At 49.9% G+C, this 16,376-nt stretch carries 17 protein-coding genes, 1 pseudogene and 1 other annotated feature; of the genes and pseudogenes, 5 read left to right on the top strand and 13 right to left on the bottom strand.

Annotated elements, in window-relative coordinates:
- Together ACJHYR_RS02260 and ACJHYR_RS02255 are read right to left on the bottom strand one after the other, a co-directional pair.
- A partial coding sequence (locus ACJHYR_RS02260) for a DinI-like family protein (RefSeq protein ID WP_265883338.1) occupies nt 1-203 on the bottom strand: 203 nt, incomplete at its 3' end.
- 378 nt (nt 204-581) lie between these two features.
- Nucleotides 582-1,142, bottom strand: coding sequence for an ORF6N domain-containing protein (locus ACJHYR_RS02255; RefSeq protein ID WP_001143132.1), 561 nt, complete (start codon nt 1,140-1,142; stop codon nt 582-584).
- 461 nt (nt 1,143-1,603) lie between these two features.
- Here ACJHYR_RS02255 and ACJHYR_RS02250 point away from each other — a divergent pair.
- Nucleotides 1,604-1,729 (top strand): annotated as a pseudogene (locus ACJHYR_RS02250) (OmpW family outer membrane protein); the annotation flags it as partial.
- A gap of 59 nt (nt 1,730-1,788) precedes the next feature.
- Here ACJHYR_RS02250 and ACJHYR_RS02245 read toward each other — a convergent pair.
- The 9 genes from ACJHYR_RS02245 to trpL all read right to left on the bottom strand — a co-directional run bounded on the left by ACJHYR_RS02245 (nt 1,789) and on the right by trpL (nt 10,153).
- On the bottom strand, nt 1,789-2,295 hold the full coding sequence (locus ACJHYR_RS02245) for a ferritin-like domain-containing protein (protein WP_001079500.1): 507 nt from the start codon (nt 2,293-2,295) through the stop codon (nt 1,789-1,791).
- A gap of 45 nt (nt 2,296-2,340) precedes the next feature.
- Nucleotides 2,341-2,841, bottom strand: coding sequence for a ferritin-like domain-containing protein (locus ACJHYR_RS02240; RefSeq protein WP_001056488.1), 501 nt, complete (start codon nt 2,839-2,841; stop codon nt 2,341-2,343).
- 85 nt (nt 2,842-2,926) lie between these two features.
- Nucleotides 2,927-3,106 (bottom strand): general stress protein, encoded by a 180-nt coding sequence (locus ACJHYR_RS02235; RefSeq protein ID WP_000807651.1) that lies wholly within the window; start codon nt 3,104-3,106, stop codon nt 2,927-2,929.
- Nucleotides 3,107-3,486: 380 nt separating this feature from the next.
- Entirely contained in the window at nt 3,487-4,293 is an 807-nt protein-coding gene (trpA, locus tag ACJHYR_RS02230) for a tryptophan synthase subunit alpha (RefSeq protein ID WP_072837538.1), read from the bottom strand.
- Nucleotides 4,293-5,486, bottom strand: coding sequence for a tryptophan synthase subunit beta (gene trpB / locus ACJHYR_RS02225; protein ID WP_000209502.1), 1,194 nt, complete (start codon nt 5,484-5,486; stop codon nt 4,293-4,295). Before trpB ends, trpA begins: the two co-directional genes overlap by 1 nt.
- Before the next feature lie 11 nt (nt 5,487-5,497).
- On the bottom strand, nt 5,498-6,859 hold the full coding sequence (trpCF, locus tag ACJHYR_RS02220) for a bifunctional indole-3-glycerol-phosphate synthase TrpC/phosphoribosylanthranilate isomerase TrpF (RefSeq protein ID WP_000983887.1): 1,362 nt from the start codon (nt 6,857-6,859) through the stop codon (nt 5,498-5,500).
- Nucleotides 6,860-8,455 carry a bifunctional anthranilate synthase glutamate amidotransferase component TrpG/anthranilate phosphoribosyltransferase TrpD gene (gene trpD, locus ACJHYR_RS02215; RefSeq protein WP_000763517.1) on the bottom strand — a complete coding sequence of 532 codons (1,596 nt, stop codon included), beginning with the start codon at nt 8,453-8,455 and terminating at the stop codon, nt 6,860-6,862.
- Nucleotides 8,455-10,017 carry an anthranilate synthase component I gene (gene trpE / locus ACJHYR_RS02210; RefSeq protein WP_001194627.1) on the bottom strand — a complete coding sequence of 521 codons (1,563 nt, stop codon included), beginning with the start codon at nt 10,015-10,017 and terminating at the stop codon, nt 8,455-8,457. The genes trpD and trpE overlap by 1 nt, the downstream gene beginning before the upstream one ends.
- Before the next feature lie 21 nt (nt 10,018-10,038).
- Nucleotides 10,039-10,132, bottom strand: a sequence feature (Trp leader region).
- Nucleotides 10,109-10,153, bottom strand: coding sequence for a trp operon leader peptide (gene trpL, locus ACJHYR_RS02205; protein ID WP_001700591.1), 45 nt, complete (start codon nt 10,151-10,153; stop codon nt 10,109-10,111). (Overlaps the previous feature by 24 nt.)
- Before the next feature lie 137 nt (nt 10,154-10,290).
- Between trpL and rnm the strand changes: the two genes are divergently transcribed.
- The 4 genes from rnm to rluB all read left to right on the top strand — a co-directional run bounded on the left by rnm (nt 10,291) and on the right by rluB (nt 14,798).
- The gene (gene rnm / locus ACJHYR_RS02200) at nt 10,291-11,172 is read left to right on the top strand and encodes an RNase RNM (protein WP_001285692.1); all 882 of its coding nucleotides are present in this window, start codon (nt 10,291-10,293) and stop codon (nt 11,170-11,172) included.
- Complete coding sequence (locus ACJHYR_RS02195) at nt 11,169-11,789, top strand: L-threonylcarbamoyladenylate synthase (protein ID WP_001295575.1); 621 nt, start codon at nt 11,169-11,171, stop codon at nt 11,787-11,789. The genes rnm and ACJHYR_RS02195 overlap by 4 nt, the downstream gene beginning before the upstream one ends.
- A 27-nt stretch (nt 11,790-11,816) precedes the next feature.
- On the top strand, nt 11,817-13,712 hold the full coding sequence (locus ACJHYR_RS02190) for a DUF2207 domain-containing protein (protein ID WP_001309470.1): 1,896 nt from the start codon (nt 11,817-11,819) through the stop codon (nt 13,710-13,712).
- A gap of 210 nt (nt 13,713-13,922) precedes the next feature.
- Nucleotides 13,923-14,798 carry a 23S rRNA pseudouridine(2605) synthase RluB gene (rluB, locus tag ACJHYR_RS02185; RefSeq protein ID WP_001291206.1) on the top strand — a complete coding sequence of 292 codons (876 nt, stop codon included), beginning with the start codon at nt 13,923-13,925 and terminating at the stop codon, nt 14,796-14,798.
- 39 nt (nt 14,799-14,837) lie between these two features.
- Here the strand turns inward: rluB and cobO are convergent, their stop codons facing one another.
- Together cobO and ACJHYR_RS02175 are read right to left on the bottom strand one after the other, a co-directional pair.
- A complete protein-coding gene (gene cobO, locus ACJHYR_RS02180) occupies nt 14,838-15,428 on the bottom strand; it encodes a cob(I)yrinic acid a,c-diamide adenosyltransferase (RefSeq protein WP_001278887.1) in 591 nt (196 codons plus the stop codon).
- Entirely contained in the window at nt 15,425-16,183 is a 759-nt protein-coding gene (locus tag ACJHYR_RS02175; protein ID WP_000559257.1) for a YciK family oxidoreductase, read from the bottom strand. The genes cobO and ACJHYR_RS02175 overlap by 4 nt, the downstream gene beginning before the upstream one ends.
- Nucleotides 16,184-16,376 lie beyond the last annotated feature (193 nt).

The following is a 16,376-nucleotide window of genomic DNA, read 5'->3' as shown; positions in this document are numbered from 1 at the left end:
GTTTCCTGTATGAACTTCTGAGCGTTTTCTTTATCTACGGCTCTTAAAATGGTCAGTCCGTCATTACTGGCGGATTTTACTATAACCTCCACATCGTCATATCGTTTTCTGGTACGGCGAGACATTTCCTGTTGTAGAGCAGGTACAGAGCCTTTTGGCATTTTGCTGAATTTTTCTTTAGCGATACAGATTTCAATACGCATAAAAATCCCTCTACACTGTTTTTGTATACAGTATTATTTTTAACTGTATGGATAAACAGTGTCAAGAGGAACGGAACGCCAAAAGGTGATGTGTTTTTGTTACCATTATTTACAAATAGAAAAACCCCAGACTGTGAAATCTGGGGTTTTTATAAAGTGCACGTGCATTTCACGTGTATATTTTTGTCTTGTTCAGGTCTGTTTGTTGTCTGGTCAGTGTCCGTAATTATCTGTTTTTATTGTCGATGTCCGGTTGCAGTCCTGTCAAAAATGGTGGAGCTGGCGGGAGTTGAACCGGCGAGCCTTTCGGCTCCCCCATGCGCCCCACAATAATTCATATGTGCGCGTGCATACGAGAAAAAACACTTGTTATATCTGCTAAAGCTGCATCAGCCTTTCCACCAGTTGTTCTTTACGGGCAACGAGCCAGCCGTGTTGCTCCAGATAAAATTTAAACCGTTCCAGAGTGCATACCATCGCATCGGCGGGGACTTTTTCTGTGAACTCTACCTGACCGTGTTTATCAAAGTGGATCAGTAATGCGCATCCATCATTTGGGGTGGGTGAGTTTTGTGTTGCTGGTGGTTGTTTTTGGCTGAAATAACAGTCTTCCAGTTTTTCGAACACTTCCCATGCCTGATCGGTTTCGAGCATTTTGGCATGGCGGGCTGCGCCACGTTCTGTCCAGAGGATAAGGGAGCGGGCATTTTTACCAACTAACCCGATTGTTTCGGGTCTGTTCTTAAACTCGCGTAATTCGTTTTTTTCAATTTTAAAGTAATGCTTTCCTACCACGAATCGCGTCGTGTTGTTCAGAAAGTTATCAGAAATGTTTTTGATTTTTGTTCCGTATAACTGCGCCAGAAGTTCAGTTGTAATAACGGGGACCTGGTTGTGGGTGATTGCAGGAAGAGTGTCGACAGAAATTTGAGTGGGCATAACGATAACTCCGTACATTTGAAAATTATCGCCACCTTCAGGTTCCAATCATCATGGTGGCGAACTGTGCGGGGTTGGAACTACCGGGTACGGAAACCGGCGAGCCTTTCGGCTCCCCCACACAGCCCGCCATAAATCGCGAATGTGACTGTGCAAACGATATGAAAAAAGACGCGGGCGCGTCTCATATCGCTCCGTAAACATCCGGGGTTCCAATCCCGACGCCAGATTTTGCTGACGCGTTGGAAATATAGCCCCGGAGGATAAAAACTGTCAACGGGTAAAAAATTTCCGTTATCAGGAATGTATAAAATTAAAGCAATCGATCAAAAAATCCTTTCTGCAAAACTAAAAAAGATTTCAATAAAATCAGGCAGTTAAAAACGCTGAAAAACGGTATAAAAAAGCATCTCAAAATCCTGTTTTTTCTTTCAGATACAATATCTTATTTGATTTTTTAAAACCTGCCAGTGTGGTACATGGATATCGATACCACCGCCAATTATAAGCTGGGCGGTGCACAGCAACACGATAGCGTACGCCTCGATCCGTGGGTGTTTATGTTCTCAGCAGGATATCGTTTTTAATTCCGCACAAAAACGACCCCGTAATATACGGGGTCAATAAGGACATGGTATAAAGGGTATTATTTCTTCGCTTCTACGCCATCAGTTTCAGAGCGAATTAAAAATTTCTCAGTTGTTTGCGGAATATGCTGAATCAGCCAGTCGGCCATTTCTTTTTCCTCATTTAAAATCGCTTCGATGGTTGGAATTGAAGCTGTATCACCGGCATTTTTTGCTGCTGCTAATAGTGAGGTGTAACAGGCGATTTCAAATTGCTCGAAGACATATCCGCTAATAGAGCCTTTGACTATTTCATCAGAAGGGAATATACCACCGATTGACTGCCCAAGCGCAGCCATTTTACTCATGGAATCTTTAATGACTGAACGTGAAATGTCATTACGATCAAGAATAGTTTCCAGTTGAACAATCTGGTTTTTGGTTTCACTAAGATGTTGTTCAATACGAGCGCGTAGTTCAGGATAATTATCTATACGACTAGCCATGGATTCAAGCATAGATTCGGCTTGCTTTTCCATTGCGTGGGCGTCACGTAACCAGTCATGATAATGTTCAATACGATTCATGAAAATGTCCTCTTTATAAAATGACTAAAAGTTAAAGTTCATATTTCAGGCTTTATTTTCGGCTTTCTTATTTACGTTATTAAGTGCCAGATCAGTCAGTTTGATGTCGGTGGCCTTTTCTTCTTCCAGGGTTTCTTTCAGAAGCTTCGCTGCTTTACGATAACCTAATTGTTCAGCCAGCGTTGCTAAGGTCCCGTAACTGGCGATCTCATAGTGCTCGACCTTCTGTGCAGCGGCAATCAGTGCGGCATCACGCACTTCGTTTTTCTCGGTGCTTTCGATGACCTCATTAGCTTCATCAATTAGACCTTCCATTGCCACACATTTCATGCGCTTAATTTTCAGGTTCGATTCGGACTCCACAACTTGATCAATACGTTCAATCTGTCCATGAGTTTCCTCGAGGTGCGCATGAAAAGCCTGACTTAATTTTTCGTTTGATGTTGCTCTTGCGAGTTTTGCCAGTGCCCGGGTTAATTGTTTTTCTGCGCTGTAGGTATCTGAAAGCAGGTGAATAAATACATCTTCAATGGTCTTCATATTCATATTTTTCTCCAGTGAAATCACTGCGAGCCATACGGCCCGCAGATGCAATTATCTTTATCAGCTGATATTAATAATTAACGGTGAATCAGGATTTGCCTGATTTATTACCACCGCTTTGTTGACCGCCTTTTTTACCCGCTTCAGATGCGCGTTGCGGATCATTTTTAAAATTACCGCCGCTATGCTGACCGCCTTTACGGCCAGCGTCGGATGCCTTTTCACGGTCTTCGGCGAAATTTCCTGAACCACCACGATGTTCGGCCATGTTATTTCTCCCGTTGCGTTGCATTGTTTCATTAATATGAGTGTTGTGTGTCGACACTCATTAAAATTAGTCGCTAATGAAAATTAGTCAAATTAAGCGCAACGAGAAGAAAGAGGGAAAATATATTATGAGGAACATTCTGGATATATTAACAATTGCCTGAGGAATAAGTGACTTAGAGAAAATTATTTATTTTACTGGTGTTATGTTGCGGGATTAATTTGTTTGATTATATTACTGTTGGGCGGAAAAAAGACGTAAGTTGACGTTCGACAGGGGTAAGCGAAACGGTAAAAAGATAAATAATAAATGAATTTAGGATTTTTCCAGCTTCGTTAAAGAAAGTTAAAATGCCGCCAGCGGAACTGGCGGCTGTGGGATTAACTGCGCGTCGCCGCTTTCATCGGTTGTACAAAAGCTTTCAGTGCCGCCAGCATTTTCTCTGGCTCATTAATATGTTGCTCGATGATTTTAACGATGGCCGAACCAGAAATCGCGCCCGCAGCTCCTGCATCAATCGCTGCTTTTACCTGATCCGGGGCGGAAATACCAAAGCCCTGCAATGGAGGCGCAGCATTGTATTCTTTCAGCTTCGTGACCAGATGATTGAGGGGTAACGCGGCGCGGTTTTCTGCGCCGGTCACGCCCGCACGTGACAATAAATAGGTGTATCCACGACCGTAGGAGGCTATCTGGCGCAGCAAATCATCGTCGGCATTCGGCGGGCAAATAAAGATAGGTGCGACATTATGACGCAACGCGGCCTGGCGGAAGGGAGCGGACTCTTCCACTGGCACATCGGCAACCAGCACCGAATCGACGCCGACTTTCTCGCACTGGGCATAAAACTCATCAATGCCTTTGTTAAACACCAGGTTGGCATACATCAAAAGGCCGATGGGAATGGTCGGGTGCTTCTGGCGAATCAGTGCCAGCATCTCAAAGCACTGTGCCGGGGTCACACCTGCCGCAAAGGCACGCAGTGTGGCGTTTTGAATCGTCGGGCCATCCGCCAGTGGGTCGGAGAAGGGGATACCTAACTCCAGCGCGTCAGCACCGGCTTCAATTAGCGTGTCGATAATTTTCAGCGACTGCTCAATGCCCAGATCACCGAGCGTGACGAAAGGAACGAATGCGCCTTCTTTGCGCTCCTTCAACTGGGCAAACAGAGATTCGTAGCGTTCCATCAGATTTCCCCTCGAGCTTTCAAAATATCGTGAACGGTGAAGATGTCTTTATCGCCGCGACCGGAAAGGTTAACCACCAGTAGCTGCTCTTTTTCCGGGTTTTCGCGCATCATTTTCAGCGCATGGGCCAGGGCGTGGGAGGACTCCAGCGCCGGGATAATCCCTTCGTGCAGGCAGAGTGTTTTGAAGGCTTCCAGTGCTTCATCATCGGTAATTGACACATAATCAGCGCGCCCAGTGCTGTTGAGATACGCGTGTTGTGGGCCGACAGACGGGAAATCCAGTCCGGCAGAAATGGAGTAAGATTCTTCAATCTGCCCGTCTTCGGTTTGCATCATCGGCGCTTTCATACCGAAATAGATGCCCACGCGACCATGTTTTAACGGTGCGCCGTGCTCGCCGGTTTCGATACCGTGACCGCCAGGCTCCACACCAATCAGGCCGACGTCGGTTTCGTTGATGAAATCAGCAAACATGCCGATGGCATTTGAACCGCCGCCAACACAAGCGATAACCGCATCCGGCAGGCGACCTTCTCTTTCCAGAATCTGTGCTTTGGTTTCTTCGCCAATCATCCGCTGGAACTCACGGACAATGGTCGGATAAGGATGTGGGCCAGCTGCGGTGCCCAGCATATAGTGCGCGGTTTCATAACTGCCGGACCAGTCGCGCAGCGCCTCATTACAGGCATCTTTCAGCGTCGCGGAACCGCTATGCACCGGGATCACTTCCGCGCCCATTAAATGCATACGAAAAACGTTAGGCGACTGGCGTTCAACGTCTTTGGCACCCATATAAATACGGCATTTCAGGCCGAGCAGGGCGCTGGCAAGGGCCGACGCCACGCCATGCTGACCGGCACCGGTTTCGGCGATGATTTCGGTTTTACCCATCCGCTTCGCCAGTAAAGCCTGACCGAGCACCTGGTTAGTTTTATGCGCGCCGCCGTGCAGCAAATCTTCGCGCTTGAGATACAGCGTGGTGTTAGTGCCAGCCGTGATGTTCTGGCATTTGGTGAGTGCGGTTGGACGCCCGGCATAGTTTTTCAGCAGGTCGTTGAACTGGGCCTGAAATTCAGGATCTTTTTGCGCGCTGACAAAAGCTTCTTCCAGCTGGCGCAGAGCAGGCATCAGGATTTGTGGCACGTACATGCCGCCAAACTCACCAAAATAGGGGTTAAGTAATGTTGTCATTGTTCCTTTCCTTAATATGCGCGCAGCGTCTGGAAAACCGAGGCCAAAAGACGTGCGTCTTTGATGCCCGGTTGCGACTCTACAGCAGAATTAAAATCAAGTCCGGCGCAGCCGGTTTGTGCCGCTTCCACGCAGTTATCTGCGCCTAAGCCCCCCGCCAGCAGAACGTTGCCAAGCGATTGACCGTTTAACAGTGACCAGTCGAAACGTTGCCCGCTTCCACCCTGGCCGTTGTCTAAAACATATTTATCAACGTGCTGAAGCTCGCGGGCGGGCAGGGTTTCACCGACGCTTAATGCTTTCCAGATGGCAATGTTTGCGGGCAGCGCGCCACGCAATGTGTCGATATATTGTTGATCTTCATTACCATGCAGTTGCACTGCCGCAAGTGATAACACCTTAGCTTTGTCCACCACATCGGCAATATCGTGATTGCGGAACACGCCAACATACTGCAACGGTGCCGCAGCCATCACTTCCTGCGCCTGTTCAACGTTGACGCAACGCGGTGATGTCGCAACAAAAATCAACCCACCGTAAATCGCGCCCGCGTCATAAGCTGCTTTAGCATCTTGCCCACGCGTCAGGCCACATACTTTATTCTCACCCAGCAACACCCGGCGCACGGCGGCGTTCAAATCGTCATGGGCCATCAACGCCGAACCAATCAGAAAACCGTTAGCGAAGTGGCTTAACTCGCGCACCTGAGCGTAAGTATTGATGCCGGATTCGCTGATTACCGTCACGTTGTGCCCCAGTTTCGGCGCAAGCTCGCGGGTACGGTTGAGATCAATCGACAAATCACGCAGATCGCGGTTGTTGATGCCAACGACCTTTGCCCCCAATGCAATGGCACGCTCCAGTTCCTCTTCATTACTGACTTCGGTCAGCACACCCATCTCCAGACTGTGGGCGACGGCAGCAAGCTGGCGATATTGTTCGTCATCCAGTACTGAAAGCATTAATAAGCAGGCATCGGCCTGGTAATAGCGCGCCAGATAGATCTGGTAAGGATCGATAATGAAGTCTTTACATAAAATCGGCTGCGGGGCGATTTGGCTGACGATGGGGAGGAAATCAAAGCTCCCCTGAAAATATTTCTCATCAGTCAGCACCGAAATTGCCGAAGCGTAATGTTTATAAATGGCGGCAATGCGTGCCGGATCGAAATCATCACGGATCACGCCTTTTGACGGCGACGCTTTTTTGCACTCCAGAATAAACGACGTGCGTGCACCCTGAAGTGCATCATAAAAATGTCGCGTGCTCGGCTGAACCTCATTCTGAAAACTGGCCAGCGGTTGCTGCTCTTTGCGGGTTTCTACCCAAATCGCCTTGTCTGCGACGATTTTCGCTAAAACGGTTTGCATCATTTACCCTCGTGCCGCCAGTGCGGTGACTCTGTCGTAAGCGGAACCACTGCGCAGTACCTCAAGAACGGTTTGCGCATTGGCTTGCAGATCTTCATGGCCATGCAGGCGCATTAACATGGCGACATTCGCCGCGACGGCTGCTTCATGGGCGGCGTCGCCTTTACCTTGTAACAAGCGTGTTAAAATGTCACGGTTTTCTTCCGGTGTTCCGCCTGCCAGTTGCTCCTGGTGGTAGGGTGTCAGGCCAAAATCTTCTGCAGTTAGCTGATAGCTCTTAATTTCACCGTCATGCAGTTCGGCAACGATTGTCGGCGCGTGTAATGAAACTTCATCCATCCCGCCGCTGTGCACTACCGCAGCGCGTTGATACCCCAGCACGCGCAAGGTTTCGGCAATCGGCAGCACCAGTTCCGGACTATAAACACCAATTAGCGCCAGCGGCGGATGCGCCGGGTTAATCAATGGCCCCAGCACATTGAACAGGGTGCGGGTTTTCAGTTGCTGGCGAACCGGCATCGCGTGGCGGAATCCGGTGTGATATTTCGGCGCAAAGAGGAAACAGACGCCTAACTCATCCAGCGCCTGGCGCGATTTATCGGCGTTCATATCAAGATTAATACCGAACGCCGCCAGCAGATCCGACGAGCCGGATTTACTGGAGACGCTACGGTTGCCGTGTTTCGCCACTTTCAGCCCACAGGCCGCGGCGACAAAAGCACTGGCGGTAGAAATATTGATACTGTTGCTGCCGTCACCACCGGTACCGACGATATCGGCAAACAGATAATCCGGGCGCGGGAACGGCGCGGCGTTTTCCAGTAGCGCGGTTGCTGCTCCGGCGATTTCGTTTGGGTGCTCGCCGCGAATTTTCATGCTTACCAGAGCCGCCGCGAGCTGTTCTGGCTTCAGCTCGCCATGCACCACTGCTGAAAACAGCTGGTGGCTTTCTTGCTGGCTAAGCGTCTGCGCCTGATACAGTTTTTCCAGAATCGGTTGCAGCGTGTTAGTCGGTTCCAGTTTCTGCTGCGCCCAGGCCAATGTTTGTTCCAGCAGGCGAGCGCCCTGGGTAGTAAGAATGGATTCCGGATGGAACTGGAATCCACAAACGCGATCTGCATCGTGACGCACTGCCATCACCATGCCATTAAAATGGGCGTTGATGGTTAAACCGGCCGGAATGTTACTGCCAACCAGCGAGTGATAACGCGCCACTGGCAGCGGGTTTGTTAATCCGGCAAACATCGCCTGACCGTCGTGTTCAATGCTGGAGGCTTTACCGTGAAGAATTTCGCCCGCCTGACCGACATACCCCCCATAAGCTTCGACAATCGCCTGATGACCGAGGCAAATGCCAATAATTGGCAGCTTGCCGCGCAGGCGGGTGAGGAGTTCTGGCATACAACCGGCTTCGCTTGGCACACCGGGGCCAGGAGAAAGCATCAGCACCGGATTGCTCATTGTCGCCAGGCGTTCAATTAAGGTCTGCGCCGGAATATGGTTGCGGTAAATCACCACGTTATGACCATTGCTGCGCAACTGATCTGCCAGGTTGTAAGTAAAAGAGTCGATATTATCGAGCAGCAGAATGTCAGCCATCAGAACGTCTCCTGTGCATGATGCGCGGTGGCAATAGCGCGCAGTACAGCGCGGGCTTTATTACGGGTTTCGTCGGCTTCCGACTGCGGAACAGAATCAAGTACCACGCCAGCACCGGCTTGCACGGTGGCGATACCGTTTTCCACCAGTGCCGAGCGGATCACAATGCAGGTGTCGAGATCGCCATGCGCGGTGAAATAACCTACCGCGCCGCCGTAGCTGCCGCGGCGACGACCTTCCGCCTCGGCAATTAACTGCATAGCGCGTACTTTCGGTGCACCGCTTAACGTCCCCATATTCATACAGGCGCGGTAAGCGTGCAGGGCGTCGAGATCGTGGCGCAGCTCACCGACCACGCGGGAGACCAGGTGCATCACGTAAGAGTAACGGTCAACTTTGGTGAGATCGGCGACGTAGCGGCTGCCGGGGGTGCAAATGCGTGCCAGATCATTACGGGCGAGATCCACCAGCATCAGATGTTCAGAAAGCTCTTTATGATCGGTACGCATTTCCAGTTCGATGCGGCTGTCGAGGTCTCTGTCCAGCGAACCATCGGCACGACGACCGCGTGGACGTGTTCCGGCAATCGGGTAGATCTCAATCTGGCGGCTGGTGGCGTCATACTTGAGCGAGCTCTCCGGCGACGCGCCAAACAGGGTGAAATCATTATCCTGCATAAAAAACATATACGGGCTGGGATTACTCTTTTTCAGCACGTAATAGGCCGCCAGCGGTGACGGGCAGGGCAGAGAGAAACGGCGAGATGGCACCACCTGGAAAATTTCTCCGGCGCGAATCGCTTTTTGCAACAAACGCACTACGCCACCGAACTCTTCATCGCTCTGGTTACATTCACAATGCATATGCGGCACGGAAACCACCGGCAGCGGTGGCGCGGTTTCGGTCAGCTGCTGGCGAAGATCGTTCAGGCGAGCAGTGAGACGTTGTTTTTCTTCTTCATTCGGAGCAAAAAGACTGGCCTGAATGCGGGTGCTTTTTTTCTGATGGTCAATCACCATCAGCGTTTCAGCGAGATAAAAACAGAAATCAGGGCAGTTATTTTCCGCTGACAGTTGCGGTAAATCTTCAAACCCCGCCACAAGGTCATAAGAGAACAGGCCGCCGAAGAACATTGCTTCTCGTTCTTCCTTCGGTACATTCAACAGATTCTGCAATAAGCGGAAAGCGTCAAAAACCGAAAGGGAGCATAAGCGGGCGTCTTCATCCAGCAGTGGACTGACAGGGGGGAAGCGCAGCACACGGCAGTTTGGTGATTGTTCATTTTCCACACCCGCAGGCAGGGCGTTATCCAGTAGTGCCAACAGGGCTTCGCCATTGCCGGAAAGTGCCTGAATTGTGACAGTGTCACCTAATGCTGTAATGCGCAGCGCACTGTCTACCAGCAGCAGGCTTTTTAAATCATCTTTGCTGTCGATATCTGCGGATTCCAGCAGCAGCGTTGCTGGACGATTCCCACACAACTGGTGAAAAAGCGCAGTCGGGTTGTCGCGATAAGCGCCTTCGCAGGTTAGCAGTTCAAGAGTCGGTTTTTGTGTTTGCATTGTTATTCTCTAATTTTGTTCAAAAAAAAGCCCGCTCATCAGGCGGGCTGGGTATCTGATTGCTTTACGCATGGTGAATACACTGCCCGTTTCAGGAAGTGCGCCACCAACCTTTCAGTACGAAAATTGCTTTCATTGTCGATACCCTTTTTACGTGAACTTGTGTACTAGTTAACTAGTTCGATGATTAATTGTCAACAGCTCATTTCAGAATATTCGCCAGAACCGTTATGATGTCGGCGCAAAAAACATTATCCAGAACGGGAGTGCGCCTTGAGCGACACGAATTACGCAGTGATTTACGACCTGCACAGCCATACCACAGCTTCCGATGGCTGCCTGACGCCAGAAGCATTGGTGCACCGTGCAGTCGAGATGCGCGTCGGCACCCTGGCGATCACCGACCATGACACCACAGCTGCAATCTCACCAGCAAGAGAGGAAATTTCACGTTCGGGACTGGCGCTGAATCTTATTCCCGGCGTGGAAATCTCCACGGTCTGGGAAAATCATGAAATTCATATTGTCGGGCTGAATATTGATATTACTCATCCGCTAATGTGTGAGTTCCTCGCGCAGCAGACAGAACGGCGCAATCAGCGGGCGCAGCTGATTGCCGAAAGACTTGAAAAAGCGCAGATACCAGGTGCGCTGGAAGGCGCGCAACGACTGGCGCAGGGCGGTGCGGTGACGCGCGGTCATTTTGCTCGTTTCCTTGTGGAGTGCGGCAAAGCCAGTTCAATGGCGGATGTCTTTAAAAAATATCTGGCGCGCGGGAAAACCGGATACGTTCCGCCACAGTGGTGTACAATAGAACAAGCTATTGATGTCATTCATCATTCTGGCGGTAAGGCGGTGCTAGCTCATCCTGGGCGGTACAATCTTAGTGCTAAATGGCTGAAAAGATTGGTTGCGCATTTTGCTGAACACCACGGCGACGCGATGGAAGTCGCGCAGTGCCAGCAATCGCCCAATGAACGCACCCAGCTGGCGACACTTGCGCGTCAGCATCATTTATGGGCATCACAAGGATCTGATTTTCATCAGCCGTGCCCGTGGATTGAACTGGGTCGTAAACTCTGGCTGCCTGCAGGCGTTGAAGGCGTCTGGCAGCTATGGGAACAGCCGCAGAACACCACAGAGAGGGAATTATGAGCCAGTTTTTTTATATTCATCCTGATAATCCGCAGCAACGTCTGATCAACCAGGCGGTGGAGATCGTGCGTAAAGGCGGGGTGATTGTTTATCCAACCGATTCCGGCTATGCGCTCGGCTGTAAAATTGAAGATAAAAACGCCATGGAGCGTATTTGTCGAATTCGCCAGCTGCCGGACGGTCACAACTTTACCCTGATGTGTCGCGATCTTTCTGAGCTCTCGACCTATTCATTCGTGGATAACGTTGCGTTTCGTTTGATGAAAAACAACACGCCGGGCAACTACACCTTCATCCTGAAAGGGACGAAGGAGGTGCCACGCCGTCTGTTGCAGGAAAAACGCAAAACCATCGGTATGCGTGTGCCTTCTAACCCGATTGCGCAGGCGTTGCTTGAAGCACTGGGCGAACCGATGCTTTCCACTTCGCTAATGCTGCCAGGCAGCGAATTTACCGAATCCGATCCGGAAGAAATTAAAGACCGTCTGGAAAAACAGGTGGACTTGATTATTCACGGCGGCTATCTCGGGCAGAAACCAACAACGGTTATTGATCTTACTGATGATACGCCGGTCGTGGTGCGTGAAGGCGTAGGTGATGTGAAGCCTTTCTTATAACAAATTGCGTTCCACGGATGGAAGACTATGGCAGGGATATATCGCTGCATTTTGCTGTTGATAGTTGGGCTTTTTTTCTCTTCGTTGAGTTATCCGAAAAACACGGAGATCCCTTTTTATGAAGAAGGGATCTCGCTCTTTGATGTTGAAGCCACTCTGCAACCGGATGGGGGGCTCGACATCAAAGAAAATATTCATTTTCAGGCGCGAAATCAGCAGATTAAGCACGGATTTTATCGTGATTTACCACGACTCTGGATGCAGCCTGATGGGGACGCTGCACTGCTGAACTATCATATTGTTGGCGTCACCCGTGATGGTGTTCCTGAACCCTGGCATCTTGACTGGCATATCGGTTTAATGAGTATCGTCGTGGGCGATAAACAACGTTTCTTGCCTCAAGGCGACTATCATTATCAAATTCATTATCAGGTTAAAAATGCTTTCCTGCGTGAGGGAGATTCAGATCTGTTAATCTGGAACGTGACTGGTAACCACTGGCCGTTTGAAATCTATAAGACCCGATTTTCACTCAAGTTCCCTGATATCGCGGGTAATCCATTTAGCGAAATCGATCTCTTTACTGGAGAAGAGGGCGACACATATCGAAATGGCCGCATCCTTGAGGACGGAAGAATTGAATCCCGCGATCCGTTTTATCGTGAAGATTTCACGGTACTCTACCGCTGGCCTCACGCTTTACTTAGCAATGCCCCGGCTCCACAAACGACGAATATTTTCAGCCATCTTCTTTTACCCTCCACGTCATCGTTGTTAATTTGGTTTCCGTGTCTATTCCTGGTTTGTGGATGGTTATATCTCTGGAAGCGCAGGCCGCAATTTACGCCGGTAGATGTGATTGAAACCGATGTCATTCCGCCAGATTACACGCCCGGCATGTTACGTCTCGATGCGAAGCTGGTTTACGACGATAAAGGTTTTTGTGCCGATATCGTAAATCTGATTGTGAAAGGCAAAATTCATCTGAAAGATCAGTATGACAAGAACCAGCAAATCCTGATTCGTGTTAATGAAGGCGCGACCAGAAATAATGCGGTATTACTGCCCGCAGAGAAGTTATTACTGGAAGCGTTATTTCGTAAAGGCGATAAGGTCGTTCTTACGGGGAGACGCAACAGAGTCTTACGCAGTGCATTTTTACGGATGCAGAAATTTTATCTGCCGCGTAAAAAGTCTTCGTTTTACCGACCTGATGCGTTTTTGCAATGGGGGGGAATGGCGATATTAGCGGTTATTCTCTACGGTAACTTGAGTCCCGTAGGCTGGGCAGGAATGAGTCTGGTGGGCGATATGTTTATTATGATCTGCTGGCTTCTTCCTTTTTTATTTTGTTCCCTTGAGCTTTTGTTTGCCCGCGATGATGACAAGCCTTGCGTTAATTGTGTAATCATCACTTTGTTTTTACCGCTGATTTGTTCAGGCGTGGCCTTTTATTCTCTCTATATCAATGTCGGAGATGTATTCTTTTACTGGTATATGCCAGCGGGTTATTTTAGCGCTGTTTTCCTGACCGGTTATCTCACTGGCATAGGGTATATTTTTCTGCCAAAGTTTACCCAAACTGGGCAGCAACGTTATGCCCACGGTGAAGCTATCGTTAACTATCTTGCGCGTAAAGAGGCGGCAACACACAGTGGGCGGCGGCGGAAAGGGGAAACACGGAAACTGGATTACGCATTGTTAGGTTGGGCGGTCTCGGCAAACCTTGGCAGAGAATGGGCAGAACGTATCACCCCATCACTCACAGCGGCTGTTAGCGCCCCGGAAATTGCCCGTAGTGGCGTTTTATTCTCATTGCAGACGCACCTGAGTTGCGGGGCCTATACCAGTTTGTTGGGGCGAAGCTATTCCGGTGGTGGTGCTGGCGGCGGTGCGGGTGGCGGAGGCGGTGGTGGTTGGTAACCAAATCGACGTTAATCGAAACAAGCTTTAACCATAAAGATAGTGTAGTATGTTGCGCCTCAAAGCCAGGTCGATAAACGTCGAGTCGTTTACTTAAGGCCTGAAGAGTTCAAACAGACTTTACTATCAGTGAGTCAGATGTAAGTTCTGACTCACTGTTGCACAAAAGCATATCAGACGCCTGGGAAGGCGACACCAAAAGGAAGCTCTATGAGCGAAAAGCTACAGAAAGTGCTGGCGCGTGCCGGCCACGGCTCTCGCCGTGAAATCGAATCTATTATTGAAGCCGGTCGTGTGAGTGTTGATGGCAAAATTGCTAAACTCGGCGATCGCGTTGAAATTACCCCTGGATTGAAAATCCGTATCGATGGTCACCTGATTTCGGTACGTGAGTCCGCTGAACAAATTTGTCGCGTTCTGGCCTATTACAAACCGGAAGGTGAGTTGTGTACCCGTAACGATCCGGAAGGACGTCCAACGGTGTTTGACCGTCTGCCAAAACTGCGTGGCGCACGCTGGATTGCCGTAGGTCGTCTGGACGTTAACACCTGTGGTCTGTTGCTCTTCACCACCGACGGTGAACTGGCAAACCGTTTAATGCATCCAAGCCGTGAAGTTGAACGTGAATATGCCGTGCGTGTATTTGGTCAGGTTGACGACGCGAAACTGCGTGATTTGAGTCGTGGCGTGCAGCTGGAAGATGGTCCGGCAGCCTTTAAAACCATCAAGTTCAGCGGCGGCGAAGGGATCAACCAGTGGTACAACGTTACTCTGACCGAAGGCCGTAACCGTGAGGTTCGTCGTCTTTGGGAAGCGGTTGGTGTGCAGGTAAGTCGCCTGATCCGTGTGCGTTACGGTGATATTCCACTGCCGAAAGGTCTGCCACGCGGCGGCTGGACAGAGCTGGATCTCGCCCAGACTAACTATCTGCGCGAACTGGTGGAGCTACCGCCAGAAACCAGCTCTAAAGTCGCTGTAGAAAAAGACCGTCGTCGTATGAAGGCGAATCAGATTCGTCGTGCGGTTAAGCGTCACAGTCAGGTGAGCGGCGGTCGTCGCTCTGGTGGACGTAATAATAACGGTTAATCAAAGTATGCCGGACGTCATATCCGGCATTTTTACAGATTAGTAATCAATCCCTATCTGCGCTTTTACACCGGCATCAAACGCATGTTTCACGGGGCGTAATTCACTTACCGTATCCGCCAATTCAAGAATATCCCGATGACAACCACGACCCGTGATAATCACCGTTTGTTGATGTGGACGTTCATTTAACGCCTTCACCACTTCTTCCAGTGGCAAATAATCATACGCCACCATATAAGTCAGTTCATCGAGCAAAACCATATCCAGTGAAGGATCTGCCAGCATTCGTTTGGCATGTTGCCAGACTTCACGGCAGGCCGCGGTATCAGATTCGCGATTTTGTGTATCCCAGGTAAAGCCCGTTGCCATCACCTGAAATTCAACGCCGTGTGGTTCCAGCAGTTTTCGTTCGCCGTTAGGCCAGGTGCCTTTAATAAACTGCACGACGCCCACTTTTTTTCCGTGACCAACTGCGCGTGTTGCCGTACCAAATGCCGCGGTGGTTTTGCCTTTTCCATTGCCGGTAAAGACGATGATAATACCGCGTTCATCCTGGGCCTGGGCCACACGAGCATCTACTTTTTCTTTCACTCGCTGCTGACGCTGTTGGTAGCGTTCATCACTCATTGGGAAATTCCTGGTTTACGGCCCGGTTGGGCGTCAAAGGTCATGCCGGTTTTACGGCGGCTGTCATCGCCCATCAGCCAGAGGTAGAGCGGCATGATATCAGCGGGTGTTTTAAGTTTCTGTGGATCTTCGGTCGGGAAGGCGTTGGCACGCATTGCGGTGCGCGTACCGCCTGGGTTAATGCAGTTGACGCGCAGGCGCTGCTGATATTCATCGGCCAGTACCTGCATCATCCCTTCGGTGGCAAATTTCGACGCTGCATATGCGCCCCAGTTTGCACGCCCCTGACGTCCAACGCTTGATGAAGTAAAGACCAGTGAACCCGCGTCCGATTTGAGTAATAAAGGAAGCAGTGCTTGGGTGAGCATAAAGGTGGCATTAACGTTGACCTGCATGACGTCCTGCCAGACCTGCGGATTTTGTTCGCTCATTGGGCAAACATCGCCGAGCAATCCGGCATTATGCAAAACACCATCCAGACGTGGATAATTAACGGCAATGCGCTGTGCCAGTTGTTGGCAATTTTCGGACGTGCAGGTCAGCAAATCGAGAATAAACCACTGTGGCTGACGCCCAGTTTCTTCGTTTATGTGGCTGGCTACCTGATGTAATTTTTCTTCATTACGGCCCAACAGAATCACAGTCGCACCATAGCGTGCATACGTCATCGCGGCTTCACGACCAATCCCATCGCTGGCTCCCGTCACCAGGATAATGCGATCATTGAGTAAATCTTGTTTTGGCTGGTAATGCATGGCTACTCCTCAACGACGTTGTCTGTCGCGCTGCCAGTGTACTTTAAGACTTTGGGGCTTTATGCCTGAAACAGAAGGGCATTTCAATCAGCCTGGGGCGATAACACCGCAAAATGGATACTTTGTCATACTTTCGCTGCAATAACATCTCTGCGAGACGGCTTAACATGCCTGTTGTAAACTGTGAGCCAAA

The organism is Escherichia sp. WS1450, from assembly GCF_046487395.1.
Lineage (GTDB): Bacteria > Pseudomonadota > Gammaproteobacteria > Enterobacterales > Enterobacteriaceae > Escherichia > Escherichia coli.
This window is presented reverse-complemented; position numbering and strand designations above follow the sequence as displayed.

Bases quoted from the DNA above. Each gene is read 5' to 3' on its own strand.
- ACJHYR_RS02255 (WP_001143132.1), bottom strand. From the start codon at position 1,142: ATGCCCACTCAAATTTCTGTCGACACTCTTCCTGCAATCACCCACAAC.
- ACJHYR_RS02245 (WP_001079500.1), bottom strand. From the start codon at position 2,295: ATGAATCGTATTGAACATTATCATGACTGGTTACGTGACGCCCACGCA.
- ACJHYR_RS02240 (WP_001056488.1), bottom strand. From the start codon at position 2,841: ATGAATATGAAGACCATTGAAGATGTATTTATTCACCTGCTTTCAGAT.
- ACJHYR_RS02235 (WP_000807651.1), bottom strand. From the start codon at position 3,106: ATGGCCGAACATCGTGGTGGTTCAGGAAATTTCGCCGAAGACCGTGAA.
- trpA (WP_072837538.1), bottom strand. From the start codon at position 4,293: ATGGAACGCTACGAATCTCTGTTTGCCCAGTTGAAGGAGCGCAAAGAA.
- trpB (WP_000209502.1), bottom strand. From the start codon at position 5,486: ATGACAACATTACTTAACCCCTATTTTGGTGAGTTTGGCGGCATGTAC.
- trpCF (WP_000983887.1), bottom strand. From the start codon at position 6,859: ATGATGCAAACCGTTTTAGCGAAAATCGTCGCAGACAAGGCGATTTGG.
- trpD (WP_000763517.1), bottom strand. From the start codon at position 8,455: ATGGCTGACATTCTGCTGCTCGATAATATCGACTCTTTTACTTACAAC.
- trpE (WP_001194627.1), bottom strand. From the start codon at position 10,017: ATGCAAACACAAAAACCGACTCTTGAACTGCTAACCTGCGAAGGCGCT.
- ACJHYR_RS02195 (WP_001295575.1), top strand. From the start codon at position 11,169: ATGAGCCAGTTTTTTTATATTCATCCTGATAATCCGCAGCAACGTCTG.
- ACJHYR_RS02190 (WP_001309470.1), top strand. From the start codon at position 11,817: ATGGCAGGGATATATCGCTGCATTTTGCTGTTGATAGTTGGGCTTTTT.
- rluB (WP_001291206.1), top strand. From the start codon at position 13,923: ATGAGCGAAAAGCTACAGAAAGTGCTGGCGCGTGCCGGCCACGGCTCT.
- cobO (WP_001278887.1), bottom strand. From the start codon at position 15,428: ATGAGTGATGAACGCTACCAACAGCGTCAGCAGCGAGTGAAAGAAAAA.
- ACJHYR_RS02175 (WP_000559257.1), bottom strand. From the start codon at position 16,183: ATGCATTACCAGCCAAAACAAGATTTACTCAATGATCGCATTATCCTG.